Origin of the sequence: Nonomuraea sp. NPDC049725 (assembly GCF_040674795.1) — a bacterium.
GTDB lineage: Bacteria > Actinomycetota > Actinomycetes > Streptosporangiales > Streptosporangiaceae > Nonomuraea > Nonomuraea ceibae.
On the sequence record NZ_JBFANJ010000013.1, the window covers coordinates 109117 to 134071 of the forward strand.

At 73.0% G+C, this 24955-nt stretch carries 19 protein-coding genes; 9 read left to right on the forward strand and 10 right to left on the reverse strand.

Features of this window, described 5'->3' with window-relative positions; all coding sequences use genetic code 11:
- Window positions 1-7 precede the first annotated feature (7 nt).
- Together AB0J53_RS30870 and AB0J53_RS30875 are read right to left on the reverse strand one after the other, a co-directional pair.
- On the reverse strand, window positions 8-706 hold the full coding sequence (locus tag AB0J53_RS30870) for a response regulator transcription factor (protein WP_219510471.1): 699 nt from the start codon (window positions 704-706) through the stop codon (window positions 8-10).
- Window positions 703-2304 (reverse strand): histidine kinase, encoded by a 1602-nt coding sequence (locus AB0J53_RS30875; protein WP_246646164.1) that lies wholly within the window; start codon window positions 2302-2304, stop codon window positions 703-705. The genes AB0J53_RS30870 and AB0J53_RS30875 overlap by 4 nt, the downstream gene beginning before the upstream one ends.
- Before the next feature lie 128 nt (window positions 2305-2432).
- Between AB0J53_RS30875 and AB0J53_RS30880 the strand changes: the two genes are divergently transcribed.
- Window positions 2433-3050, forward strand: a complete 618-nt coding sequence (locus tag AB0J53_RS30880) for a methyltransferase domain-containing protein (protein WP_219510472.1) — start codon at window positions 2433-2435, stop codon at window positions 3048-3050.
- A complete protein-coding gene (locus tag AB0J53_RS30885; protein ID WP_219510473.1) occupies window positions 3050-4231 on the forward strand; it encodes an acyl-CoA dehydrogenase family protein in 1182 nt (393 codons plus the stop codon). Before AB0J53_RS30880 ends, AB0J53_RS30885 begins: the two co-directional genes overlap by 1 nt.
- Window positions 4232-4351: 120 nt before the next feature.
- On the opposite strand, the gene AB0J53_RS30890 is transcribed toward AB0J53_RS30885, so the two are convergent.
- Genes AB0J53_RS30890 through AB0J53_RS30900 form a run of 3 tightly spaced genes read right to left on the reverse strand, consistent with a single transcriptional unit; the run spans window position 4352 to window position 6748 of the window.
- Window positions 4352-5131, reverse strand: a complete 780-nt coding sequence (locus tag AB0J53_RS30890; protein WP_364178990.1) for an enoyl-CoA hydratase/isomerase family protein — start codon at window positions 5129-5131, stop codon at window positions 4352-4354.
- Window positions 5128-6051: an alpha/beta hydrolase gene (locus AB0J53_RS30895; protein WP_364178992.1), complete on the reverse strand. Its 924-nt coding sequence runs from the start codon at window positions 6049-6051 to the stop codon at window positions 5128-5130. Before AB0J53_RS30895 ends, AB0J53_RS30890 begins: the two co-directional genes overlap by 4 nt.
- A gap of 10 nt (window positions 6052-6061) precedes the next feature.
- Complete coding sequence (locus AB0J53_RS30900; protein ID WP_364178993.1) at window positions 6062-6748, reverse strand: gamma-glutamyl-gamma-aminobutyrate hydrolase family protein; 687 nt, start codon at window positions 6746-6748, stop codon at window positions 6062-6064.
- Window positions 6749-7182: 434 nt separating this feature from the next.
- On the opposite strand from AB0J53_RS30900, the gene AB0J53_RS30905 reads away from it, so the two are divergent.
- Window positions 7183-8310 (forward strand): globin domain-containing protein, encoded by a 1128-nt coding sequence (locus tag AB0J53_RS30905; RefSeq protein WP_364178995.1) that lies wholly within the window; start codon window positions 7183-7185, stop codon window positions 8308-8310.
- Between the two features lie 3 nt (window positions 8311-8313).
- Here the strand turns inward: AB0J53_RS30905 and AB0J53_RS30910 are convergent, their stop codons facing one another.
- Window positions 8314-9063 carry a helix-turn-helix transcriptional regulator gene (locus tag AB0J53_RS30910; protein ID WP_364178997.1) on the reverse strand — a complete coding sequence of 250 codons (750 nt, stop codon included), beginning with the start codon at window positions 9061-9063 and terminating at the stop codon, window positions 8314-8316.
- 185 nt (window positions 9064-9248) lie between these two features.
- Between AB0J53_RS30910 and AB0J53_RS30915 the strand changes: the two genes are divergently transcribed.
- Together AB0J53_RS30915 and AB0J53_RS30920 are read left to right on the forward strand one after the other, a co-directional pair.
- A complete protein-coding gene (locus AB0J53_RS30915) occupies window positions 9249-10328 on the forward strand; it encodes an exo-alpha-sialidase (protein WP_364178999.1) in 1080 nt (359 codons plus the stop codon).
- Between the two features lie 3 nt (window positions 10329-10331).
- A complete protein-coding gene (locus AB0J53_RS30920) occupies window positions 10332-10640 on the forward strand; it encodes a hypothetical protein (protein WP_053174846.1) in 309 nt (102 codons plus the stop codon).
- Window positions 10641-10646: 6 nt separating this feature from the next.
- Here AB0J53_RS30920 and thyX read toward each other — a convergent pair whose 3' ends face one another.
- The 4 genes from thyX to AB0J53_RS30940 all read right to left on the reverse strand — a co-directional run bounded on the left by thyX (window position 10647) and on the right by AB0J53_RS30940 (window position 17836).
- The gene (gene thyX, locus AB0J53_RS30925) at window positions 10647-11357 is read right to left on the reverse strand and encodes an FAD-dependent thymidylate synthase (protein WP_219510481.1); all 711 of its coding nucleotides are present in this window, start codon (window positions 11355-11357) and stop codon (window positions 10647-10649) included.
- Window positions 11358-11457: 100 nt separating this feature from the next.
- Window positions 11458-14067, reverse strand: a complete 2610-nt coding sequence (locus tag AB0J53_RS30930; RefSeq protein ID WP_364179002.1) for a M4 family metallopeptidase — start codon at window positions 14065-14067, stop codon at window positions 11458-11460.
- 437 nt (window positions 14068-14504) lie between these two features.
- Window positions 14505-15650, reverse strand: a complete 1146-nt coding sequence (locus AB0J53_RS30935; RefSeq protein WP_364179004.1) for an amidohydrolase family protein — start codon at window positions 15648-15650, stop codon at window positions 14505-14507.
- Window positions 15651-15709: 59 nt separating this feature from the next.
- Window positions 15710-17836: an anthranilate synthase component I gene (locus AB0J53_RS30940; protein WP_364179006.1), complete on the reverse strand. Its 2127-nt coding sequence runs from the start codon at window positions 17834-17836 to the stop codon at window positions 15710-15712.
- 219 nt (window positions 17837-18055) lie between these two features.
- On the opposite strand from AB0J53_RS30940, the gene AB0J53_RS30945 reads away from it, so the two are divergent.
- The 4 genes from AB0J53_RS30945 to AB0J53_RS30960 all read left to right on the forward strand — a co-directional run bounded on the left by AB0J53_RS30945 (window position 18056) and on the right by AB0J53_RS30960 (window position 24914).
- Window positions 18056-19231 carry a cytochrome P450 gene (locus tag AB0J53_RS30945; RefSeq protein ID WP_364179008.1) on the forward strand — a complete coding sequence of 392 codons (1176 nt, stop codon included), beginning with the start codon at window positions 18056-18058 and terminating at the stop codon, window positions 19229-19231.
- On the forward strand, window positions 19228-19812 hold the full coding sequence (locus AB0J53_RS30950; RefSeq protein WP_219513774.1) for a TetR/AcrR family transcriptional regulator: 585 nt from the start codon (window positions 19228-19230) through the stop codon (window positions 19810-19812). Before AB0J53_RS30945 ends, AB0J53_RS30950 begins: the two co-directional genes overlap by 4 nt.
- 33 nt (window positions 19813-19845) lie before the next feature.
- Window positions 19846-21282, forward strand: coding sequence for a glycosyltransferase family 39 protein (locus AB0J53_RS30955; protein WP_364179010.1), 1437 nt, complete (start codon window positions 19846-19848; stop codon window positions 21280-21282).
- 128 nt (window positions 21283-21410) lie between these two features.
- Window positions 21411-24914, forward strand: coding sequence for a S8 family serine peptidase (locus AB0J53_RS30960; protein WP_364179012.1), 3504 nt, complete (start codon window positions 21411-21413; stop codon window positions 24912-24914).
- Window positions 24915-24955: the final 41 nt, after the last annotated feature.

A 24955-nucleotide genomic window follows, 5' to 3' on the forward strand; every position in this document is an offset into this window, starting at 1 on the left:
CCGGTCGTCAGCCTGACGGGCTACCCGCCGGTCCGCCACGCGGCGGACGGACGGTGCGGAAGGAGGCGTCGACGAGGCCGGCGCGGTGCGCGACGACGGCGGCCTGGATGCGGTTGCGCAGGCCGAGCTTCTCCATCGCGGCGGCGATGTGGGTCTTGACGGTGGTGACGCCGACGTGCAGCTCCTCGGCGATCTCGGCGTTGGACAGGCCGGTGCCGACGAGGGCGAGCACCTCGATCTCGCGTTCGGTGAGGCCGCGCGGGGCGGGGGCGGCGGCCTGCTCCTCGGCGTCGAGGAAGCGGTCGACGACGCGGCGCAGCACGGAGGGGGCCAGGAGCTGCTCGCCGGCGTGGGCGCGGCGGACGGCGTCGACCATGCGTTCGGGCTCGTCGTCCTTGACGAGGAAGCCGACGGCGCCGGCGCGCAGGGCCGCGTACACGTTGGAGTCCTCGGCGAACGTGGTGAGGACGACGATGCGGGTGGACGGCCGGGCGGCCAGGACGCGGCGGATGGCCTCCAGGCCGTCGACGCGGGGCATGCGCAGGTCCATGAGGATGACGTCGGGCAGGTGGCGTTCGGCCAGGCGGACGGCCTCGGCGCCGTCGTCGGCCTCGCCGACCACCTCCATGTCGCTGTTGGCCTGCAGCAGCATCCGCACGCCGGCGCGGACGAGCACCTGGTCGTCGGCGATGAGGACGCGGATCACGCGTTGCCCCTGGCGGCGGGCAGGCTGGCCGCCAGGAGCCAGCCGCCGTCCTCGTCGGGCCCGGCGGTGAGGGTGCCGCCGAGGGTCTTGACGCGCTCGCGCATGCCCGCCAGGCCGCGTCCGGAGGAGGGCAGCCGTTCGATGCCGGTGGGCGGGCGTCCGTTGCGGATCTCGACGGCGAGGCTGTCGCCGTCGGCGCGGACGCGGACGCGGACCTCGGTGCCGGGTCCTGCGTGTTTGAGCACGTTGGTGAGGCCTTCCTGGACGATGCGGGCCGCGGAGGTGCGGGCGAGCAGCGAGGTGTGGTCGGTGGCGGGGTCGAGGTCGAGGTCGACGAGGAGCCCGGCGGCGGACATCCGTTCGGCGGCCTCGCGGACCACGTCGGCGGGGTCGGCGAGCAGGTCGGGCTGGCGGTCGGGGTCGCGCAGCAGGTCGATGAGGCCGCGCAGGTCCTCCAGCACCTGGTGCCCGGTCTCGCGGATGTCGGTGAGGGCGTCGGCGACGGGCCCGTCGGGGGCGGTGTAGCGGGCGGCGCTGGCCCGCAGCACCATGGCGCCGACGTGGTGGGCGACGATGTCGTGCACGTCGCGGGCGATGCGCTCGCGTTCGGCGAGCTGGTCGGCGCGGACCTGCGCCACGGTGAGCCGGGTGGACTCCCGTACGCGCAGCCGTTCGGCGGCGGCGGCGGCCTGTTTCATGCCCAGGTAGCGGCCGATGGCGACGGGGGTGATGACGAGGGCGCAGAGCACGGCGGCGCGGAAGCCGGTGACCTCGGTGCCGGGCCCGACGACGGCGATGGCGGCGAGCAGGCAGGTGGCCAGGTAGGCGACGACGGTCCAGGTCCAGGAGGCGACGCGCATCGCGAACACGCCGAGGGCGATGAGCGTGAGCACCAGGCAGCTGTTGACGACCTCGGGCAGGTAGCTGTCGGCGGCGACGAGCACGATGCCCTGGAGGAGGAAGACGAGGCCGGGCAGCCGTCTGGCGACGCCGAGCGCGAGCCCGGCCCCGACGGCGAACAGGCCGATGACCCAGGCGGGGTGGCCGCCGCTGTGCCAGCTCGTCCAGGTGCTGAGGACGGTCTGGGCGACGCCGCCGGCGGCCAGGAGCACGTCGGGGGTGACGTCGCGGTGTTCGAGCTCGCCTATCGAGCCGCGCAGGTAGCCGCCGACGATCACGGGGAAGACGGTGATGCCCGCGGCGTACATCAGCGAGGTGCTGGTGAAGGCGATGCCGGGGTCGGCGAGGTTGAGCCCGGTGGCGACGCCGCTGGCGGCCATCGCCATGATCACCGATCGCCAGCCGGCGCTGTAGGCGGTGACGCCGACGGCGACGAGCAGCAGCACCTGGGCGGTGTTGGAGCTGAAGGCGTCCAGCCGGTCGGTGCAGATCAGCGCAACCGACAACCACAGCGCGGTGGGCAGCGGACAGCGCCGCACGAACCCCATGGGCGCGCCGACCAGCAGCGCGAAGGGTCCGACCGTGTATGCGGGCGGCAGGTCGCCGATCCGCGCCTGGCCGGACATCAGCAGGTCGAGGCTGACTCCGGCGGCGGCGAGGAGCAGGTCGAGGGGCGCGCCACGCCAACGCCAACTCATGCGTCAAAGGTATCCAGGTGGCACTCGTGGACAGTCCTCCCGGCGGAGGATGGCTTCTCCTCCTACTGGCCGGATCCCCGGCCCGATGACGGACTCCCGTACACGATCTTCGCACTTACCGTCGGTGCATGCCCAACGACAGCGCACTGTTCCTCGGTCAGTTCCTGCGTGCCCCGGCGACCATCGGCGCGTTCGCGCCCAGTTCCCAGCGGCTGGCTTCGGCGGTCTGCGCGCCGGTGCCCGAGCGCGGCGAGCCCACCGTCGTCGAGCTGGGACCGGGCACCGGCCCGTTCACGGCGGAGATCCAGCGCCGGCTGGCCGGGCGGGGGCACCACCTGGCGGTGGAGCTGAACGAGCCGATGGCGGCGCTGCTGGCCGAGCGGTTCCCGGCGGTGGACGTGGTGCACGGCGACGCGGCGGAGCTGACCGGGCTGCTGTCGCAGCGCGGCCTGCGGCAGGCGGACGTGGTGGTGAGCGGGCTGCCGTGGGCGGCCTTCCCGACGGAGCTGCAGCTCGCGCTGCTGGGCGCGGTGACGGCGGCGATGAGCCCGGCGGGGGCGTTCACCACGTTCTCCTACATCCACGCGATCCCGATGAGCTCGGCCCGCCGGTTCCGGTCGCTGCTGTCGGAGCGGTTCGAGGAGGTGGTGGCGGGGCGCACGGTGTGGCGCAACGCTCCCCCGGCGTTCGTCTTCCACGCGCGGCGCCCTCGCCCGCCGGCAGAACTTCCTTCTACGATGATGTGATGGACTTCACCCTCCCCGAATCCGCGCTGGCCGTGCGGAGCGGCGTGGCCGCCATCTGCTCCCGCTACGACCTGGACTACTGGCAGCGCTGCGAGAGCGACAAGCGCTGGCCGCAGGAGGTGTGGGACGAGCTGGCCAAGGGCGGCTGGCTGGGGCTGGCGGTGCCGGAGCGGTTCGGCGGCGGCGGGCAGGGGCTGCTGGAGCTGGCCGTGGCGACCGAGACGATCGCAGCCTCGGGCGCGGCGGGCGGGTCGGCGTTCACGTACGTGCTCACGCCCGGGTTCGGGGCGCTGACGCTGAGCCGTCACGGCAGCGCCGAGCAGCAGGCGGAGCTGCTGCCGTCGCTGGCGACGGGCGAGGTCGAGACGTGTTTCGCGCTGACCGAGCCGGACGCCGGGTCCAACGCGCTGGCGATCACGACGTCGGCGCGCCGCGACGGCGGCGACTACGTGATCAACGGGCAGAAGATCTGGATCACCGGGGTGCAGCGGGCCACCTGGATGCTGCTGGTCGCCCGGACGATCCCGGCGGCCGAGGCGCGCCCGCGCAGCGCCGGGCTGACGGTGTTCCTGGTGAACGTGCCCGAGGCGGTCGCGGCGGGGACGCTGACCTACCGGCCGATCCCCAAGATGGGCGCCAACACCACGCCGTCCAACCTGGTGTTCCTGGACGGCGTGCGGGTGCCCGCCTCGCGGGTCGTGGGGCGGCCGGATGAGGGCGCGGCCGTGCTGTGGGACATCCTCAACCCCGAGCGCGTCCTGCTGGCCGCCTCGGCGCTGGGCGGGGCCGAGGTGGCGCTGCGCGTCGCGGTCGACTACGCGAAGCAGCGCGAGGTGTTCGGCCGGCCGATCGGCGCCAACCAGGCCATCGCGTTCCCGCTGGCCCAGGTCAAGGCGAAGATCGAGCTGGCCCGCCTGATGATCTACAAGGCGGCGTGGTCGTTCGACCGGCGGCTGCCGTGCGGCACCGAGGCCAACATCGCCAAGCTGACCGCGTCGCAGGCCGCCTGGGAAGCGGCCGACGCCGCGTTCCAGACGCACGGCGGGATGGCCTACTCGCTGGAGTATCCCGTGGCCAGGCTCCTGGCCGACGCCCGGATCGGGAAGGTGGCACCTGTGACCGAGGAGCTCCTGCTCAACTACCTCGCGACCCAGGTGCTCGGCCTGCCCCGCGGCTTCTGACCCTCGCGGGCCGCTGCTTCGTCCCCCCGGGCGGCGTTCTCGGCCCCGGCAGACAGGCCCTGGGTCTGTCGCCCCGCTCCGCTCTCCGCCTACCCGCGGGGCGGGGGCGAAACCACTTGTTCAGCCGAAGGACGGGGGACGCTTCTCGCGCAGCGCGCGGACGCCTTCGGCCACGTCGGGGCCGGTGAAGCCGAGGAACTCCATGGCCAGCGAGGCGTCGAAGGACGGCCCGGCCAGGCGCAGCCAGTTGTTGAGCGCGTACTTGGTGAGCCGGACGGCCTCCTGGGCGCCGGCGGCGAGCCGGACGGCGAGGCCGAGGGCGGTCTCGTGCACCTCGTCGTCGTCGACGCAGAGGCTGACCAGGCCCATCCGCTCGGCCTGCTCGCCGGTGACGGGCTCGCACAGCAGCAGGTGGTATTTGGCCTTGGCCAGCCCGCACAGCAGCGGCCAGACGATCGCGGCGTGGTCTCCGGCGGCGACGCCGAGCCGGGTGTGGCCGTCGATGACGCGCGCGGTGCGGCCGGCGACGGAGATGTCGGCCAGCAGGGCGACGGCGAGCCCGGCGCCGACGGCGGGGCCCTGGATGGCGGAGACGATCGGCTTGGAGCAGTTGATCACGTTGTAGACGAGGTCGCGGGCCTCGGCGAACACGCGCATCCGGGTGGCGTGGTCGCGGGTCATGTCCTCGATCATCGACAGGTCGCCGCCGGCGGAGAACGCCTCGCCCTCGCCGCGCACCACGACGGCGCGCACGGAGTCGTCGCCGTCGATGTCGCGCCAGATCCCGGCCAGCTCGCGGTGGCCGGTGGCGTCGACGGCGTTGAGCCTGCCGGGCGCGCTGATCGTGACGCGCAGGACCCCGTCGGCGGGCGTGTCGGTGATGAGCCGCTCGTAGGTCACAGGAACTCCCTCAGCCGCCCGGCCACGTAGTCGCGGGCCTCGGCGGCCTGGTCGAACAGGCGCGGCAGGCCGAAGAAGCCGTGCACCGCGCCCTCGAAGCGGCGCACCTCGACCGGCACGCCCGCCTCGGCCAGCCGTTCGCCGTAGCGCTCGCCCTCGTCGCGCAGCACGTCGCAGCCCGCCGTGACCACGGTGGCGGGCGGCAGCCCGGCCGCCGACTCCAGCCGCAGCGGCGCCAGGCGCGGGTCGGCACGGTCGACGTCGCCGGCGTCGCCGGCGTACTGCCGCACGTACCAGTCCATCTCGGCGGCGTCGAGGCCGTAGCCCTTGGCGAACTCGCGGTAGCTGGGGGTGTCGAGGGCGGCGTCGAGGACCGGGTAGACGAGGACCTGGTGGGCCAGCCGCAGCCCGGCGTCGCGGGCCTGCCAGGCGGCCACGGCGGCCAGGTTGCCGCCCGCGCTGTCGCCGATCACCGCCACGCTGCCGGTGCTCTGGTAGAAGGCGGGCCGGGCGAAGATGTCGCGCAGCACGGTCCAGGCGTCGTCGGCCGCCGCCGGGAACGGGTGCTCGGGGGCGAGCCGGTAGTCGACCGAGACGACGACCGCGCCGGTGCGGATGGCGAGGTCGCGGCCGAGGGCGTCGTTGCGCTTGACGCTGCCGAACACCCAGCCGCCGCCGTGGAAGTAGACGAGCACGGGCAGCGGCTCGTCGCCCCGGTCGGCGCGGTAGATGCGGATCGGCACGTCCTCGGCCGTCTCGTCGCGGACGAACGGCAGCTGCGGCAGCGGCCCGCGCTGCTCGGCGAACCCGTCGACGGCCCGCAGCTCGTGGATCTTCTCCAGGTCGAGCGTGGCCAGGTCGGTGTTGAGGTCCGACGGATAGGCGGCGACGTAAGCCTGCGCCTGGGGGTGCAGCGGCATGATCCGAAGCCTAGCGGGCCGCTTCCACGAGCGCATCGAACAGGCCGTTGTCGTCGCCGCGTTCGGGGTGCCACTGCACGCCGACGGCGAAGCGGTGGCCCTGCAGTTCGACGCCCTCGACGACCTGGTCCTCGGCCCAGGCGACGGCCAGCAGGCCGGTGCCCAGGCGGCGCACCGACTGGGTGTGCGGGGCGACGACCTCGACGTGGTCGCCGACCGCCTTGCCGAGCTTGCTGGAGACGCTGACCTGGATGCGGTGGCGGGCGCCTGCCTCGCCGTGGCGGTCGCTCTCCAGCATCTCCGGCAGCCACGGGATGAGGGTGCCGCCCTGGGCGACGTTGAGCACGTGCATGCCGCGGGCGATGCCGAGGACCGGCACGTCGGCCCGCACGGCCGCCCGGGCCAGGGCGAGCTCGAAGCGGTCGCGCTGCGGCTGGGGGGCGGGGGCGCGCTCGTCCTGCTCGTCCCCGTAGGCCGACGCGGCGACCTCGACGCCGCCGGTCAGCACCACGCCGCGCAGGCCGCGTACGTAGTCGTCGGCCGCGTGGGGGGTGAGCGGGGGCAGCACCACGGGCGCGCCGCCGGCCCGTTCGACGGCCTTGGCGTAGGCCGGTGGTGAGAGCACGGCCTCGCGTACCCAGACGTCCCAGCGGGCGGCTTCGAAGTAGGCGGTGATGCCAATCAGCGGTCGGGACATGGCGATCTCCAGGGGGCGCTCTCTCCGGTGTGGCGTCGCCGGTCGCGGCAGCCACAGGCCCATCATGGCGCACTCCATTTCGCCTATGTCGCTTCTCCCACAGATCTCCTCGCTCCTGCCCGTCTGACGTTCTCCGGGTCCGGCGGCACTCTCGCGCCGCACTTGGGAGGGGAGATATGAAGAGAATTATCATTCACATTTACCGACCTAAATCCCATTGACGCTGAATGCTGCTAATAACCCTCCAGTTACGGATAGTTCAGATCCGCACCTCATTGGGGTGAATCGGTTGTGAGGTCCAGGAGGTGGTGTAACACTAGATTTCGAGCGATCGGACGTGCCGGGGTACTCCGGACGCTCGTCACCCGGAGCCGTCAGGGAGGTGGGACGACACGACCGGAATGCGTTTCCGGTCAATAGGACGGGTTGGGTATATGTCGTTGAATCCGCGCCTGGTCAAAGAGAGCTTCTCCATCATCGAACCGGTGGCCGGCAAGGCGGCCGCCTACTTCTACGGCCGCCTGTTCGCCGAGAACCCGCACCTGAGGGGCATGTTCCCGCCCTCGATGGACGTGCAGCGGGACCGGCTCTTCCATGCGCTGACCCGCATCGTGTGGAGCCTGGACAGCCCGGACAGCATGGCGTCATACCTGGGGCAACTAGGGAGGGACCATCGCAAGTACGGCGTCGTCGCCGACCACTACAGCGCCATCGGCTCGGCTCTGCTGGCCACCGTGCGGCGCTTCGCCGCCGCCGTCTGGACCGCCGAGATCGAGGCCGCCTGGGTCGCCGCCTACGAGGCGGCCGCCACGCTCATGATCGAGTCGGCCGAGGCCGACGCCGGGATGTCACCCGCGTGGTGGCTGGCGGAGGTCGTCGACCACGAACGCCGCCGCCCCGACATCGCGGTCGTCACGCTGCGGCCCACGCAGCACCTCCCGTTCACCGCCGGGCAGTACGTCAACGTGCAGACCGCGCGCTGGCCCCGGGTGTGGCGGACGTTCAGCATCGCCAACGCGCCGCGTCCCGACAACACCGTCCGCCTGCACGTGCGCTCGGTCCCCGGCGGCTGGGTCTCGACCACGCTCAACCGCGACACCCGCATCGGCGACACCGTCATGCTGGGGCCGCCGATGGGCACGCTGGCGCCGCCCGGCGAGGGCACGCGCGACCTGCTGTTCGTGGCGGGCGGCACCGGCCTGGCGCCGCTGAAGGCGATCATCGAGCAGGTGATCGCCTCCGGCGGCCGCCGCGGCGTCCACCTGCTGTACGGCGCCCGGACCTCCGGCGAGCTGTACGACCTGCCCGACCTGATCAGGATGGAGGCGTCGTACCCGTGGCTGCGGGTGCTGCCGGTGGTGTCGGACGAGCCGGGCTACGACGGGCTGCGCGGGCGGCTGCCCGAGGTCGCGCAGCGCTTCCACTCCTGGGCCGAGCACGAGGTGTACGTGTGCGGCCCGCCCCCGATGGTGAACGAGACGGTCCGGCGGCTGCAGGGCGACGGCGTGCCGCTGTCGCGCATCCACCGCGACGTGGTGCACGGGGAGGGGTGGATCGCCTGAGCGTCACCTGAAGGCGGCGGCGGTCTCCTCGTCGTTCGGCCAGAACGTCTCGATGGCCAGCTCGGAGACCGTCACGTCCACCGGCGTGCCGAAGGTGGCGATCGTGGTGAACATCGACAGCACCCGGTCGCCGTCCCGGATGCGCAGCGGGATCAGGATGTCGGCCGGCCCGGGCGCGCGCACCACGTTGAGGTCCACGCCCGGGTAGGTGTAGGCGGCGAGCTCGTCGTGCAGCTCGGCGAGCCGCCCGCTGCCCGACATCTCGGCCTGCCTGCGCAGCTGGTGCAGCAGGTGGGCGCGCACCTCGGGCAGGTTGACCAGCCTGCCGCCCATCGCGTCGGGGTGCAGCGACAGGCGCATCACGTTGACCGGCTCGGTCAGCAGCTCCGCCGGCGCGCCCGCCATGAACATCGCGGCCGCGGCGTTGGCGGCCACCAGGTCCCAGTTCGCGTCCACGACCAGCGCCGGGTACGGCTCGTGCCCGGCCAGGATCTTGTCGAGCGCCAGCCGTACGGACTCCATCTCCGGCGCGCGCACCTCGCGCTCGGGGAACACCGGCGCGAAGCCGGCGGCGACCAGCAGCCGGTTGCGGTGGCGCAGCGGCACCTCCAGCTCCTCGGCCAGGCGCATGACCATCTCGCGGCTCGGCCTGGCCCGCCCGGTCTCCAGGAAGCTCACGTGCCGGGAGGAGACGTCCGCCTCGATCGCCAGGTCGAGCTGGCTCACCCGGCGCCGCTGCCGCCACGAGCGCAACAAATCACCAAAAGTCTCATCTTGTATAGCAATGGCTCCCATGTCTGGCACCGTAGCGCTTCGCGGGAAGTGTCTCGATTACCTCCTGGGTAATCGTGCGGCAAATCGCCCAGTCCTCGCCAGTGCCCGCGCACGGCAGGGAACCACGTGGCACGATGGCCGGAAGCGAACATGGGAGCGATGCCATGACTGACGCAATGCTCGCGATCGGCACCCGCAAGGGCCTGTTCCTCGCCCGCTCCTCCGGCGGGAGCGCGTTCGAGATCGAGCCGATCCAGTTCTCCACGGTCGCGGTGCACGCGGTGGCGATCGACACCCGCGGCACGACCCCCCGCCTGCTCGCGGGCATCGAGTACGGCCACTTCGGCCCGTCGGTGCTCTACTCCGACGACCTCGGCAAGACCTGGCAGGAGGCCGACCGGCCGCCGGTCGTCTTCCCGGACGACACCGGGGCGACGCTCACGCGGGTCTGGCAGCTCACCCCGTCGCCGTCGGAGCCCGGCGTGGTCTGGGCGGGCGCCGAGCCGGCCGCGCTGTTCAGGTCCGAGGACGGCGGCGTCACCTACAGCCTCGTCGAGGGCCTGTGGGAGCACCCGCACCGCCCGCAGTGGCAGCCGGGCGGCGGCGGGCTGTGCCTGCACACGATCGTCTGCCACCCGTCCGACCCGCGCGTGATGGCGATCGCCGTCTCGGCCGCCGGCTTCTACCGCACCGCCGACGGCGGCCTCACCTGGGAGGCCGCCAACCAGGGCATCCGCGCGCCGTTCCTGCCCGAAGGCCAGCAGTACCCCGAGTTCGGGCAGTGCGTGCACAAGGTCGCCATGCACCCGTCCCAGCCCGGCCGCCTCTTCCTGCAGCACCACTTCGGCGTCTACCGCAGCGACGACTTCGGCGGCACCTGGCACGACATCGGCTCGGCGCTGCCGTCGGACTTCGGCTTCCCGATCGTGACCCACCCCGCCGAGCCCGACAGCGTGTACGTGCTGCCGCTGCACGCCGACGTGGACCGCACGCCCGTCGATCACCGCTACCGCCTCTACCGCAGCGACGACGCGGGCGGCGCCTGGCGCCCGCTGGAGCGCGGCCTGCCCGAGGGGCCGGTCTACGCGACCGTGCTGCGCGACGCGATGACGTTCTCCGAGGCCGGGCTGTTCTTCGGCACCCGCGACGGCGAGGTGCACGGCTCGCGCGACGCCGGCGAGACCTGGGAGCCGGTCGCCCGGCACCTGCCCGACGTGCTGACCGTGCGCGCGGCGGTGCTGTGATCCATGGCCAAGTCCGTGACCATGGTGGTCTTCGTGCTGCCCGCCTCGCTGCGGCGCTGGGTCAGCGGCCGTACCGAGGTGAAGGTGTTCGCGGTGGGCGCCGACCATGAGTCGCCGCCCACGCTGGGCTCGGCACTCGACATGCTGCGCCGCACCCATCCGCTGCTGGAGGAGCGGATCCGCGACGACTACGGGCGCATCCGCCGCCACATCAGCATGATCGTGTGCGGCGAGAACTCCCGCGGCCTCGGCGGCCTCGACTGCGCGCTGCCGCCGGGCGCCGAGGTCTACGTCCTGCCCGCCCTGGCCTGAGCCCGCCTACGGGGCGACGCGGCCGTTGGCGACGAAGGCGGCGTGGGTCAGGGGCATGAGCTCCGCCCACACCGCCTCCATCCGCTCGGCCACCATCTCGATCTCCCGCTGCGGGAACGACTTGACCCGGGCCTGCTCGTGCTGCGTGCGCAGCGACAGGAAGTGCATGAGCGAGCGGGCGTTGCAGGTGGCGTACATGGTGGAGAACAGGCCGACCGGCAGCACCGCGCGGGCCACCTCGCGGGCGATGCCGGCCTCCAGCATCTCCTCGTAGGCGGCGTAGGACTGGCGGTAGGACTCCTCCATCCGCTGCGTGACGAGCTTGTGCTGCTCGGCGGTGCCGTCGACGAACACGTAGCGGCCCGGCTTGCCCTCCTGCACCAGCTTGCGGTCCTCCCCCGGCACGTAGAAGGACGGCTGCAGCTCGCGGTAGCGGCCGCTCTCCTCGTTGTAGGACCAGCCCACCCGGTGGCGCTGGAACTCGCGGAAGACGAAGATCGGCGCGCTGACGAAGAAGGTCATGGAGTTGTGCTCGAACGGGCTGCCGTGCCGGTCGCGCATCAGATAGTTGATCAGCCCCTTGGACCGCTCGGGGTCCTTCTCCAGCTCCGCCAGCGACTGCTCGCCGGCCGTGGACACGCGCGCCGCCCACAGCACGTCGGTGTCGGACGCGCTGTGCTTGACCAGCTCCACCGTCACGTCGTCCAGAAACCGCACTCGAGGATCCCCCTTCGTCTCGACACAGGCCGCCCGCCATCGTACGCCCGCCGCGCCCCCCTCCGGAGCGCGGCGGGCGGACGTGGACCAGGTCAGCCCGTCAGCAGCGGCCGGCCGGCCGGTGGCGGGTGACCAGGTCGGTGTCGGCCGCGGTGCCGTCCAGCCACAGCACCTGCCGGTCCTCGCCGGAGGCGAACAGGTACTGGTCGCCGCGGTTGCACGAGACCCTTTCCAGCTCGCCGCCCGCGATCGGCAGCTGGAACAGCTTGGGCAGGTCGTCGTTCGTCAGGCCGAAGCCCATCTGCTCGGCGATCGTCACGTAGCCGTCGCCGGCGTCGAGCCAGTAGGACATCGGCGCGTCGGGTCCGTCCGGGACGAGCGTGGTCACGCCCGTGCCGTCCAGGCCCGCCCGGCTCAGGCCGGCGGTGTAGTCGCCGTCCTCGTTGTGCGTCCAGACGGCGTACCGGGAGGTCAGCACCAGCATGCCGGCCCGCGAGCCGGGCACCGGCAGCACCGTCTCCCTCCCGCTCGCCACGTCGTACACGGCCGGGACGCGCTCCGCGCCGCGCACGCGGACGTAGCCGAGCCTGCCGTCCTTCAGCGACGGGAACACGCCGGTCACGTCCTCGGCGGCGGTGACCAGGACCGGCGCCGCGCCGCCGCGCTTGACCCAGATCTCGCTGCGCTGCGTGGCCAGGTCCTGCTCCTCCCAGGCGACGACGTCGCCCTCGACGGCCAGCTGCACGAGGTAGCCGGTCGTCTCGTGCACCGTCGTCTCGGGGGCGCCGCCGTCCAGCGGCCTCGACAGGATGCGGAATCGGGTCTGGGCGTCGTCGAAGGACCCCCACACGGCCCGCTCGCCGTCGGTGACGGGGATGTAGTTCCACTCGGCGTTCTGCGACAGCCTGACCAGGGCGCCGCCGCGCAGCCGGCCGGTGTGGACGGAGCTGGGCTCATCCGCGGAGGCGCTGTTGTTCATCACCACGTAGCGGCCGCCGGCCAGGTCCGGGGCGAAGAACGCCTCCGTCAGCCCGTCGGCGACGACGCGGCTGTCGGTGCGGATGCGCCGGTCCCAGCCCGGCTTGATGCCGTGCCGGTCGAACGCCAGCGCCACGGCCAGCCGGTCACGCGCCGGCAGGCCCGCCGCGCGGGCGGCCGACTCCACGGCGCGGCGGCCGTCCAGGAACTCGTCCAGCGGCGTCATGTACTCCGTCAGCGCCTTGTAGACGAGCTTGTCGGCCTTGGCTCCGCCGATCTTCTCCCGGATGTCCCACAGCGCGCCGGAGAAGATCGTCGAGTTGAGGTGCACGCCGCCGCCGTCCAGGCTCACGGTCACGCCGATGTAGTCCTCGGTGGCGTCGCGGCCGTCGTCCAGGTCGCGGATCGCGCACTGGGCCGGCGGCAGCGTCTTGCACAGCCGCTCGCCCAGCAGGCTCGCGTCCGGGTCGGACATGGGGACGCCGAGCGCGTCGACCTCCACGGCGTTGCCGAAGTAGTCGGCCAGGCCCTCGTTCATCGCACCCGACTGGCCCAGGTAGACCAGGTCGGCGCTGTTGGTGATGACGCCGTGGGTCATCTCGTGGCCGACGACGTCCAGGCCCGCCGCGAACGAGTGGTAGTCGGGCCCGCCGCCGCCGTAGACCATCTTGGTGCCGTCCCAGAACGCGTTGGCGAACGGCTGGCCCTCGAAGGTGACGTTGACGACCGAGTACATGCTGCCGCCCGCGCCGTCGAGCCCGTCACGGCCCAGGCCGCGGTAGAACGCGTACACCTGGCCCGCGCCCCAGTGGGCGTCCACCGCGCCGCTGGCGGTGTGCTGCGGGCCGAACCGCGCGGTGGCCGACTCGGCGAGCTTCGCGTCCGCCGGGACGCCGCCGCCGAGGAACTCGGTGACGTCCCGGCCCGCGGCGTCGTAGGTGAGGATCTCGCCGGTGGTCCCGTTCCACATCGGGCGGGAGCGGTCACGCAGCTCGTGCGCGCCGTCGGCGCGCCGGAAGGCGGGGAACGTCACCTCGCGGCCGTCCGAGGTCGCGCCGCTCGCCTCCACCGGCCCCTCGGGGGCCGCGAAGTGCAGCCGGTCCACCGCGAACAGCGGGCGGCCGGAACGGGCGTCCACGTACGCGTCGCGCACGAACGGGCGCCCGGCCGTCACACCGCTGAGCGGCACCCGCCAGGCCAGCACGCCGGCGCCGCGCGGCACCACGACCAGCTCGCCCGCGCCGGCCTTCACGGTCCGCCGGTCCGTCCGGTCGCGGACCAGCGTGGCGACCGCCAGCCGACCGGCCAGCTCCGCGCCGACCGTGGGGACCGGGTCGACCTTCAGCTCGGTGAGGAACCGGCCGCCCGCCCCGGTGACCGTCCGCACGCCGTTCTCGGTGCGGAAGCGGACCAGGTACTGGCCGCCCAGCACCGGCAGGTTCCGGTAGCGCTGGGCGAACCTGACCGTCTCGTCCTTGCCATCCTTGACCGTGCGTAAGTGCACCAGGTCGGTGGGATCCAGGTGATACCGCGGATCGGCCAGGTGCGCCTTGGCCGCGGCCACCGGGTCCCCCGCCGCGGCGGGCTCGGCGAGCCCGCTCACCTCGGCGGGAGCCTCGGTGCCGGCGCGCGGCTCCACCGCGGGCGGCGGCGGATCGTCGGCGTGCGCCGTTCCGGGTACGGCCAGCGCGACGGTCAGCGCGACCAGGAGAGTGATGGGACGCCAGGACACGACACCTCCAGGTGTGGCGTAGGGGTCTGGCGCCCTCGATCATGACCGCGCCCTTGACGGTCAGACAAATAACGATTCGATCACCCAAATTGGGAAATTCCCCTCACCAAACCGCCCCACCGCACCCGCGCCCCGCACGGGAGCGCACTTCCCCGCCCAGCTTCCTCACGGGCGCGGCCCCCGCAGGCGCCTTTCACGGGCACAGGCCCCGGGCAGGCGTACCGCGGGGCGGCCTCTCTCCCGGGTGGACCCACCTGGGTGTGGCGGGCTGGGGTGCGGCGGACGCGGTGTGGCGGGGCCCTGGGTTGGGGCGGGGCCCTGGGGTTGGGGCGGGGCCCTGGCTGGGGCGGGGGCCTGGGGGGCGGGCGGGGCCTGGGCTGGGGCCTCGGGCTGGGGGCCTCGGGCTGGGGCCTCGGGCTGGGGGCCTGCGGGTGGGGTTAGAGGCGGTAGATGCGGCGGGCGTTGCCGGAGCCGATCATGGAGGCGATCCGGGCGGCGTCGGCGGGGCTCCATTCGCCGTCGTCCAGGCGCTCCTTGAGGGCGCGGGCGAGGCCGAGGCGGAAGTAGACGGCCGAGAGCAGGCAGGTCTCGGCGACGCCCCGGGTGCCCGACCCGTACAGGATCTTGTGGAAGGGGGCGAGTTCGAGCAGGTCGGCGAGGACGCGGCCGGAGCCGGAGGCGGTGCGGGCGAGGGCGGGGCCGGCGTCGAGGTAGACGTGCGGGAAGACGTGCGCGAGGTGACCGGCGTGCCGCTGGTAGGGGTAGCAGTTGAGGAGGACGACCGGCACGCCGGTGGGCTGGAGGGCGCGGATGAAGCCGGTGAGCGCGGCCGGGTCGGCGCCGCGCAGGGGGGTGCCGGCGTCGGCGGCGCCGGTGTGGAACTGCAGGGGCAGGCCGCGTTCGCGGGCCAGGTCGGCGGCGGTCCAGAGCAGGTGGCGCAGCAGCACCGGCTCGGTGAGCGGCTGTTTGGGGTCGGACAGGCGGCGGTTGGCGGCGGCGATGACGGAGCCGCGGCTGGGCCGGGCGGGTTCGAAGGCGAGGCCGAGGCGGGCGGCGGCGGTCGTCTTGAGCCCGACGGCGCGGCCGGCGCGGGCGGCGAGCTCGTCGGCGAGGCTGTCGAGGTAGTCGAGGGCGACGCTCGCGGTCTCGGCGACGTCCTGTTCGACGTGTTCGACGCGGAGGATCTCGTCGGCGGCGGCGGCGCCGGCGCGGCCCATCTCGCCGGCGGTGAGCAGGCCGAGGTTCTCGGCACCGCTCTCGACGAGGAAGGCGACGATGCCGGCGGCGCGCAGGAGCAGCCGGTTGGCTTCGGCGGGCCCGAGCTCGGCCCGGCGGGCGAGGTAGAGGGAGGGGGCGGCGTGGGGTTCGAGGCCGAGGACGGGGGCGCACCAGCGGCGGATGGCGGCGCCGGCGGGGGTGTCGAAGTGGGTGGTGCCGGGCGGCGCGGGGCTGGTGTCGTCGTTGATCAGCAGCTCGAAGCGGGCCCGGGACAGCTCGTCGCGGCGCACCCCGTGGCAGGCGTGGTCGACGAGCGGGGCGAGCAGGGCCTCACGCACCGTGTCCGGCAGGTCTACGGGGAGCATGCGGGGAACTCTAGGCGTTCTCCGCACGCCCCCGTGGACGTTTTACCGACGAAAGGGCCTCACCTGCGGGAAAGCCGCAGCACGTTGGCGATGATCTTCGCGCCCGCGCCCCCTTCGGCGGTGAGGATGGACTCGGGGTGGAACTGGACGGCGAAGCGGCGGTTGGCGGTGTCCTCCAGGGCCATCACGTTGCCGTCGGGGGTGACGGCGGTGGCGGTGAAGCCGACGACCCCGGGCACCTTGGCGTGCAGCGAGTGGTAGCGGGCCGCGGTGAACTCCTCGGGGAGCCCGTCGAGCAGGGCGCTGCCGCCGAGCCGGGAGACGCGGCCGCGCTTGCCGTGCTCGGGGTAGTCGAGCAGTTCGAGGGAGCCGCCGGCGTGCTCGACCATGGCCTGCAGGCCGAGGCAGACGCCGAAGACGGGCAGGTCGCGCGCGTAGATCTGGTCGATCAGCGCCGACATGCCGAAGTCGGTCGGCCAGCCGGGGCCGGGTGAGAGCACGACGAGGTCGGGCCCGATCTCGTCGATCATGGCGGGCGGGAAGCCGTGGCGCAGGGTGACGACGTCGGCGCCGTCCTGCCGGAAGTAGTCGGCGAGGGTGTTGACGAAGGAGTCCTCGTGGTCGACGAGCAGCACCTTCATGCCCTGGCCGGGCTGCGGCCTGGGCTCGGCGACCGGTTCGGCGCCGGGCCGGTTGACGGCGGCGAGCGCGCCGAGCAGGGCGCTGGCCTTGAGCTCGGTCTCGCGCTCCTCGGCCTCGGGGTCGGAGTCGAACAGCAGTGTGGCGCCGGCCCTGACGATGGCGATGCCGTCCTTGATCTGGGCGGTGCGCAGGGTGAGGCCGGTGTTCATGGAGCCGTCGAAGCCGATGAAGCCGATGGCGCCGCCGTACCAGCGGCGGGTGGTGGCCTCGTGGTCCTCGATGAACTGCATGGCCCAGGTCTTGGGCGCGCCGGTGACGGTGACGGCCCACATGTGGGTGAGGAAGGCGTCGAGCGCGTCGAACTCGGGGCGCAGCCTGCCCTCGATGTGGTCGACGGTGTGGATGAGGCGGGAGTAGAGCTCGATCTGGCGGCGGCCGATGACGTTGACGGTGCCGGGGACGCAGATGCGCGACTTGTCGTTGCGGTCGACGTCGGTGCACATGGTCAGCTCCGACTCCTCCTTGACGCTGGACAGGAGGGTGCGGATCGCCTCGGCGTCCTCGACCGGGTTGCTGCCGCGGGCGATGGTGCCGGAGATGGGGCAGGTCTCGACACGGTCGCCGCTGACGCGCACGTACATCTCGGGTGAGGCGCCGACGAGGTGCTCGCCCTCGCCGAGGCTGATGATGAACTCGTACGGGGCGGGGTTGCTCTTGCGCAGGCCCCGGTAGAAGGCGGCGGGGTCGGTGCAGGTGGCGTGGAAGATCTGGCCGGGCACGACCTCGAACAGGTCGCCGCGCTTGAAACGTTCCTTGGCGGCGGCGACGACCTTGGCGTACTCGCCCTTGACGGGGTCGGGGGGCAGCTCGCCCGGGGCGACGGCGGGCGTGGTCTCGCCGGTGCGCTCCAGGCCGCGGGTGGTGGCGCCGTCGACGGTGAACTCGTAGCGCAGCTCGCGGCAGGTCTCGCGCTGCCGGTCGATGACGACGAGCCGGTCGGGCAGGTGCAGGACGAGGTCGCGCTGGTCGTCGGGGCGGACGAGCTGCTGCCTGATGGGCTCGAACTGGAAGGCAAGGTCGTAGCCGAAGGCGCCGTAGAGGCCGAGGTGCGGGTCGTCGCCCTTGAAGGCGGCGATGACCTCGCGGATGGCGGTGAAGACGGTGGGGCGGCGGCTGCGCATCTCCTCGGGCAGCAGGTCCTCCGATTCGGGGACGTGCACCTGGACGAGGTCGGCGGTGGGCTCCTCGACGGGCTTGCCCGCGGCGAGCAGGCAGGAGGCGACGGCGGGCAGCACGACGCGGCCGCGCTCGTTGAGCGCCCTGGCCGAGATGACGCGGCCCTTGGCGACGAGCTCCAGGCAGGGGTCGACGTAGCCGAAGGCCCATCGGCTGTAGCGGCCCGGGTAGTCCATGCCCGAGGAGAAGGCGCCGCCGCGCCGCTCGCCGAGGGCGGTCACGATCTCTTCGAGCGCGTCCTCGGACACCTCGCGCACTTCGCGCTCGACGCCGACGCCCCCGGCGGTGGTATATCCGCTCGTCTCCACTGCTGCCCCTTTGAATGTCACAAGCCCCGGGGCGAACACGACAAAGGCCGCCAACCGGGGCGGCCGTCCGTTTGAGGTATGCGAATCCCGCGCCGCCTAGGAGCGGCGCCACCACTGAAGCCGGGCGCGATTTCGCATGGGAACAGGCTACTCCGTCCCATCAAGATCGCGCAATGCGACACGCCTTGCATTTACAATACAGTGTTGTACTGTATTGGAATGATCGGCACGCTGCCCACCACCCGGACCAGCCCGTTCGACCCGCCCGAGGCGCTGGCGGAGATCCGCGCCGAGCGGCCCGTCACGCGGCTGGCCTACCCCGACGGCCACGAGGGCTGGCTCGTCACCGGCCACGCGCAGGCCCGCGCCGTGCTGGCCGACCCGCGCTTCAGCTCGCGGCCCGAGCTGCGCCACCACCCCGTCCCCGGCCCGGCCGCCGGCGGGACGGGGCAGCCCTCGCCGCCCGGCATGTTCACCTCCATGGACCCGCCCGACCACACCAGCTACCGCCGCCTGCTCACCGGCCAGTTCACCGTGCGCCGCATGCGGCAGCTCACCAGCCGCACCGAGGAGCTCGCCACCGGCCTGCTGGACGCGATGGAGGCCGGCGGCAAGGAGGCCGACCTGGTGGCGGCGTTCGCCGGGCCGCTGCCCGCCCTGGTGATCTGCGAGCTGCTCGGCGTGCCCGATTCCGGGCGCGACCGCTTCCAGCGGCAGGCCCGGGCGCTGTCCAGCCTGGAGGTGACGCGGGAGGAGCAGATCGCCGCCTACCTGGAGCTGCGCGAGATGATGCGCGAGCTGGTCACGGCCAAGCGGGCGGCGCCGGCCGACGACCTGCTCAGCGGGCTGACGGCCAGTGACCTGACCGACGACGAGCTGGCCGGCGTCGGCTTCACGCTGCTCGGCGCCGGGCTCGACACGACCGCCAACCAGCTCGCGCTCGGCGTGTTCGCGCTGCTGTCCGACCCCGATGCCGCACGCGCGCGGGCACTGCGCACGAACCCGGCGGAGGTCGTCGAGGAGCTGCTGCGCTACCTGAGCGTCATCCCGTTCCTGCTGCGGGTGGCGCTGGAGGACGTCGAGCTGGACGGCCACACGATCAGGGCCGGGGAGACGGTGACGGTGTCGATCCAGGCGGCCAACCGCGACCCGCTCCGCTTCGCCGAGCCCGACCTGCTCGACCTGGGCCGCGCGGCGGGCGGCCATCTGGCGTTCGGGCACGGCATCCACCAGTGCCTGGGCCAGCAGCTCGCCCGCGTCGAGCTGCTGGCGGGCCTGCCGGCGCTGTTCGAGCGCTTCCCCGGGCTGCGCCTGGCGGTGGCCCCGGAGCGGGTGCCGCTGCGCACCGACATGCTCATCTACGGCGTCCACGCGCTCCCGGTGACGTGGGAGTGAGCGGCGTCCAGCGGCCGGCCGGGCGGCCGCGCAGCCAGGAGGCCGACGCCGCCATCCTCGCCGCCGCGCTCGACCTGCTCATCGAGCGCGGCGCGGGCGAGACGAGCATCGAACGGGTGGCCCAGCAGGCAGGCGTCACCCGGGCCACGGTCTACCGCCGCTTCCCCGGCAAGACCGAGCTGCTGGTCCGGGCGATCGTGGCGGCCCACCACGACGAGGAGCCGCCGCCCGAGTGGCGCGACGTCGACCACATGCTGACCGACTGGGCGGCCTACCTGTCGGTGCCGCGCCACCGCCGCCTGCTGCGCCGCCTGTACGGGTCGGTGGACGACTACCCGGAGCTGCTGTCGGCCTACCTGGCGGCCAACGGAGGCCTGCGGGCCTCGGCGGTGCGCGAGACGCTGCGGCGGGCGGCCGAGTCGGGGCGGCTGCCGCCCGAGCGCGACCTGACGGCCGTCCAGCAACTGCTCAACGGGGCGATCCTGCACCACCTGGGCTTTCATCCCGACGGCGGCGAACCAGCCGAGATGAAGGCGTATCTGGTCGGCATGCTGGAACAGGTGGGATACCGGACCACCTGACAGGAGCGCCGTAAGGATCTAGGTTGGGCAGTCATGGAGCGGCCCTTGGCGTGGCGGTCGATCACCGTGATCGCGGTCCTGCTGTCCGGCGTTCTGCTGGCGGTCAGCGGCGGCTACGGCTACCACCGTGACGAGCTGTACTTCCGCGTACTGTCACAGCACCCCGACTGGGGCTACGTCGACCAGCCGCCGCTGACGCCGATGATGGCCCGGCTGGCCATCTGGGTGTTCGGCGACACGCTGACCGCGCTGCGGGTGCCGCCCGCGCTGGCGGTGGCGCTGCTGGTGGTGCTGGTGGCGCTGATCGCCCGCGAGCTCGGCGGCGGGGCGGCGGCGCAGACGATGGCGGCGCTGGGCACGGCGGGCGGCGCGTTCACGCTCATCGCCGGGCACGTGCTGCTGACGCTGAGCTTCGACCTGGCGCTGTGGTCGGGCGCGATCCTGTTCGTGCTGCGGGCGCTGCTGCGCGCGGAGCCGCGCTGGTGGCTCGCGGCGGGCGCGGTGATCGGGGTGGCGAGCTACAACAAGCACCTGATCGTGCTGCTCGTGCTGGGGCTGGCGGCCGGACTGGTCACGGCCGGGCCGCGCCGGGTGCTGGCGAGCCCGTGGCTGTGGGCGGGCGCGCTGGTGGCGGCCGTGCTGGCGGCGCCGAACCTGGTCTACCAGATCACCCACGGGTGGCCGCAGCTGGAGATGGCGGCGGCGCTCAGCGAGAACAAGGGCGCGGAGATGCGGGCGCTGTTCGTGCCCATGCAGGTCGTCCTGTTCGGGCCGGTGGTCGCGGTGATGGCGGCGTTCGGGTTCGTGCGGCTGTGGCGTGACCGGCGGGTGCGGGCGCTGGCCGTCGCCTACCCGGTGGCGGCGGGGCTGACGCTGATCAGCGGCGGCCGGTTCGACTACTCGGCGGGGCTGGTCCTGATGCTGTTCGCGGCGGGCTGCGTGGCCGCCGAGGCGGCCGGGCGGCGGCGTGACGCGCTGGTGTCGCTGGGCGTCAACACCGCCGGGTGCGCGCTGTTCGCGCTGCCGCTGATCCCGCTGACGGTGCTGGCCTCGACGCCGGTGCCGGCGGTCAACGAGGTGGCCCGCGAGTCCGTCGGCTGGCCGGAGCTGAACGCCACCGTGACCGACGTCCTGTCCACGCTCACGCCGCAGGAGCGCGCCCGCGCCGTGGTGATCGCCGGCAACTACGGCGAGCACGGCTCGCTCGCCCGTGCGGGCGTCCCGCGCGTGTACGCGGGCCACAACCAGCTCTGGCAGTACGGGCCGCCGCCCGAGAGCGGGGACGTGGCGGTCCTGATGAACATCGGCAGGCGGCTGCGCGACGGGCAGTTCGCCACCTGCGAGGAGAAGGGGCGGGTCGGCAACCGGGCCGGGATCGAGAACGAGGAGGCGGGCATGCGGGTGTGGTTGTGCCGCGGCCTGGAGCGGCCCTGGAGCGCCACCTGGCACAATTGGCGACATTTCAGCTGACCAGATTACATTTCAGAACTTGTCAATTTTTGTTGGAGAATGCCCCTTGCATTCTCAACATCATCTCTTCACTCTTCTCCACAGAGGCGTAAAGATCACCTCTGCACCATCGCGGTGAAGGAGAACTTGTGCCGAGCACCCCCCGCTGGCGTGCGCTCCTGGTGGGAGCGATCACATCGTTAAGTCTCGTCATCCCGCCCGGCGTGGCCCAGGCCGCCCCGGATCCCGGCAAGATCAGCGACTCCGTCCAGGCCCAGCTCGACGGTGACGGCAAGGCGACGTTCTGGGTGCGCATGAAGGGCGAGGCCGACCTCGGCGGCGCGCGCCGGGCCACCACCAAGGAGGCCAAGGCCGAGCGCGTCTACGAGGCCAAGACCGCGCGGGCCAGGACGTCCCAGGCGGCCCTGCGCAAGCTGCTGGAGTCCAACGGCGCCGACCACACCCCGTTCTGGATCGTCAACGCAGTCAAGGTGACGGCCGGTCCGAAGCTGGCCGCCGAGATCGCCAAGCTGCCCGAGGTGGACAGGATCGACCCGATCCGCACCGTATTGCTGCCCAAGCCGGTCCCCGGCAAGGCCGAGGTCAAGGTGAACGCGGCCGAGTGGAACGTCGACCGGGTCGGCGCCCCCCGCGTGTGGAGCGAGCTCGGCAACCGCGGCGAGGGCATCGTGGTCGCCAACATCGACAGCGGCGTGCAGTTCGACCACCCGGACCTGGCGGCGGCCTACCGCGGCCGCGCCCCGGACGGCTCGCTGCGGCACGACTACAACTGGTTCGACCCGGGCCGGGTCTGCCCGAGCGCGGCCCCGTGCGACAACAACGGGCACGGCACGCACGTGATGGGCACGATGGTCGGCGCCGGCGGCATCGGCGTGGCCCCGGGCGCCCGGTGGATCGCGGCCAAGGGCTGCGAGACCAACACCTGCACCGACGCCTCGCTGCTGGCCGCGGGCCAGTGGGTCCTGGCGCCGACGGACCTGAACGGCGAGAACCCGCGCCCGGACCTGGCGCCGGACATCGTCAACAACTCCTGGGGCGGCGACGGCTTCGACCCCTGGTACAAGGCGACGGTCGAGGCGTGGGTGGCGGCCGGCATCTTCCCCATGTTCGCCAACGGCAACGAGGGCCCGGCCTGCGACACCAGCGGCTCGCCCGGCCAGTACCGGGTCAGCTACAGCGCGGGCGGCTTCGACGTGAACAACGCGCTGTACACGAACTCCAGCAAGGGCGAGGGCGAGGACGGCGAGATCAAGCCGAACATCGCGGCCCCGGCGGTCAACGTGCGCTCCTCGGTGCCGGGCGGCTCCTACGCCTCCTACACGGGCACCTCGATGGCCTCGCCGCACGTGGCGGCCACGGTGGCGCTCATCTGGTCGGCGGCGCCGAGCCTCCAGGGTGACGTGGACGCCACCCGGCCGCTGCTCGACAGCACCGCGATCGACGTGGCCGACACCGCCTGCGGCGGCACCGCGGCCGACAACAACATCTGGGGCGAGGGCAGGCTGGACGCCTACGCCGCCGTCCAGGCCGCGCCGCAGGACGGCCTCGGCGGGCTGTCGGGCACGGTCACCTCGGGCGGCGCGCCGCTGGCCGGGGTCACGGTGACGACGGACGGCCCGACCTCGCGCAGCGTCGTGACCGGCGCGGACGGCACGTACGCGTTCGTCCGGCTGCTGCCGGGCGAGTACCGGGTGAAGGCGGAGAAGTTCGGCTACGACGCCGCCACGGCGACGGCGGCCGTGACCGCCGGCGCGACGGCCACGGCGGACGTGACGCTGGTCCAGCAGGCCACCGGCGTGGTGTCGGGCGTCGTGAGCACCGCCGGCACGCCCGAGCCCGGCGCCCGCGTGGCGGCCAGGGGGACCCCGCTGAGCGCGGTGTCCGACGCCTCGGGCCGCTACGAGCTGACGCTGCCGCACGGCGAGCACGTGCTGGAGGTCACGCCGTCCTCGCGCTGCGCGAGCCCCGCGACGGCGGCCGTCACGGTGTCCGGGGACGTGACCGAGGACGTCGAGCTGCCGTTGCGCGGCGACGACTTCGGCTACACCTGCCGCAGCGCCCCGGCGCCCTATGTGGCGGGCACCGACAAGCTGGCGCTCACCGGCGACGACGAGGCGCTCCAGGTGACGCTGCCGTTCGCGGTCCCGTTCTACGGCGCCGGCCAGAGCCGGGCGTGGGTGGCGACCAATGGGTTCGTCACGTTCGCGGCCGACCGGGTGGTGGCGGCGGGCAACAGCAGGCTGCCCGCGACGGCCACGCCGAACAACGCCGTCTTCCCGTTCTGGGACGACTTCGTGGTGGACGCGCAGGCCGGCGTCTACACGGGCGTTACCGGGACGGCGCCGCACCGGCAGTTCGTGGTCGAGTGGCGCAACGTCCGCTTCTACGCCGACGCCACGCAGCGGGTGTCGTTCGCGGCGCTGCTCGGCGAGGACGGCACGGTGAGCTACCGGTACAAGGACGTCGAGAGCGAGCGCGACCAGGGCGCGGCGGGGACCGTCGGCATCGAGAACGCGGCCGGCGACGACGCGCTGCAGTACCTCTACGAGGAGCCGGCGCTGGCCACCGGTCAGGGCCTGACATTCAGCGCCTCCCGCCACGGCCTGGTGACGGGCGTGGTCACCGACGCCAACGACGGCGACCCGCTGCCGGGCGCGACCGTCAAGGTGGGCGACGTGGCGACGTTCACCACGGGCGCCGACGGCGGCTTCTACGGCCAGCTCCTGGCGGGCGACTACGAGGTGGTCGTGTCCAAGGAGCACTACGGCACCTTCACCCAGGCGGTCACCGTCGCCCCGGCCACGGTGACCGAGGTGGACACGGCGCTGGTGACGGGCCGGGTGGCCGCCTCGACGGCCGAGGTCACGGTGGTGATGCCGGCGGACGCGAGCAGGAAGCGGACGCTGGAGCTGACGAACCTCGGCTCGCCGACGCCGTACACGGTCGCCACCGACCCGGCGGGCGGCTGGCTCGGCGTCACGCCGGCCTCCGGCGAGCTGGCCAAGGGGCAGAAGGCGACGCTGGAGGTCACGGTGTCGAGCGACGGCGTGGCGGCCGGCACGGCCCGCGCCGGGAAGCTCGTCATCAAGTCCGCCAGCGGCCGGCAGCCGGTCATCGAGGTGACGGTGACGGTCGTGGTGCCCAAGCACCAGGTGGCCGTCGACGTGGGGGCGCGCCGCGCGTCCACCGACGCCGCCGGTGACGCCTGGACGCCCGACGCCCGCTACCGGGAGGGCGGTCACGGGTACGTGGGCAGCGGCACCCGCGAGCGCGACACCCGCAGGACCATCGAGGGCACCGAGGAGCAGACGCTGTTCCGCACGGCCCGCGAGGGCATGCTGGAGTACCGCTTCGACGGGGTGCCGGCCGGCGTCTACACGGTCGAGCTGGACTTCGCCGAGATCCGCGGCATGGACATGGGCCGGCGGGTGTTCGACGTGCTCGTCGAGGGCCAGCTCGCCATCCCGGCGCTCGACCTGGCCCTGGAGGCGGGCACGTACACGGCGGTCAGCAGGCAGTACACGGTCCGCGTCAGCGACGGCCAGCTCAACGTGCGCTTCGCCACCCGGCAGGGGGCGACGATCGTGAACGCGATCCGCGTCTCCGAGCGGCCGGACAAGACCGCGCCCTAATCAGCGCCGTTTACAGCTGATGCCGCCCGGGCTACCACCGC

What these genes read in the sequence shown, in the direction of transcription:
- AB0J53_RS30875 (WP_246646164.1), bottom strand. Translation starts at nt 2,304, where the DNA reads ATGAGTTGGCGTTGGCGTGGCGCGCCCCTCGACCTGCTCCTCGCCGCC.
- AB0J53_RS30880 (WP_219510472.1), top strand. Translation starts at nt 2,433, where the DNA reads ATGCCCAACGACAGCGCACTGTTCCTCGGTCAGTTCCTGCGTGCCCCG.
- AB0J53_RS30885 (WP_219510473.1), top strand. Translation starts at nt 3,050, where the DNA reads ATGGACTTCACCCTCCCCGAATCCGCGCTGGCCGTGCGGAGCGGCGTG.
- AB0J53_RS30895 (WP_364178992.1), bottom strand. Translation starts at nt 6,051, where the DNA reads ATGCCGCTGCACCCCCAGGCGCAGGCTTACGTCGCCGCCTATCCGTCG.
- AB0J53_RS30900 (WP_364178993.1), bottom strand. Translation starts at nt 6,748, where the DNA reads ATGTCCCGACCGCTGATTGGCATCACCGCCTACTTCGAAGCCGCCCGC.
- AB0J53_RS30905 (WP_364178995.1), top strand. Translation starts at nt 7,183, where the DNA reads ATGTCGTTGAATCCGCGCCTGGTCAAAGAGAGCTTCTCCATCATCGAA.
- AB0J53_RS30915 (WP_364178999.1), top strand. Translation starts at nt 9,249, where the DNA reads ATGACTGACGCAATGCTCGCGATCGGCACCCGCAAGGGCCTGTTCCTC.
- AB0J53_RS30920 (WP_053174846.1), top strand. Translation starts at nt 10,332, where the DNA reads ATGGCCAAGTCCGTGACCATGGTGGTCTTCGTGCTGCCCGCCTCGCTG.
- AB0J53_RS30935 (WP_364179004.1), bottom strand. Translation starts at nt 15,650, where the DNA reads ATGCTCCCCGTAGACCTGCCGGACACGGTGCGTGAGGCCCTGCTCGCC.
- AB0J53_RS30945 (WP_364179008.1), top strand. Translation starts at nt 18,056, where the DNA reads ATGATCGGCACGCTGCCCACCACCCGGACCAGCCCGTTCGACCCGCCC.
- AB0J53_RS30955 (WP_364179010.1), top strand. Translation starts at nt 19,846, where the DNA reads ATGGAGCGGCCCTTGGCGTGGCGGTCGATCACCGTGATCGCGGTCCTG.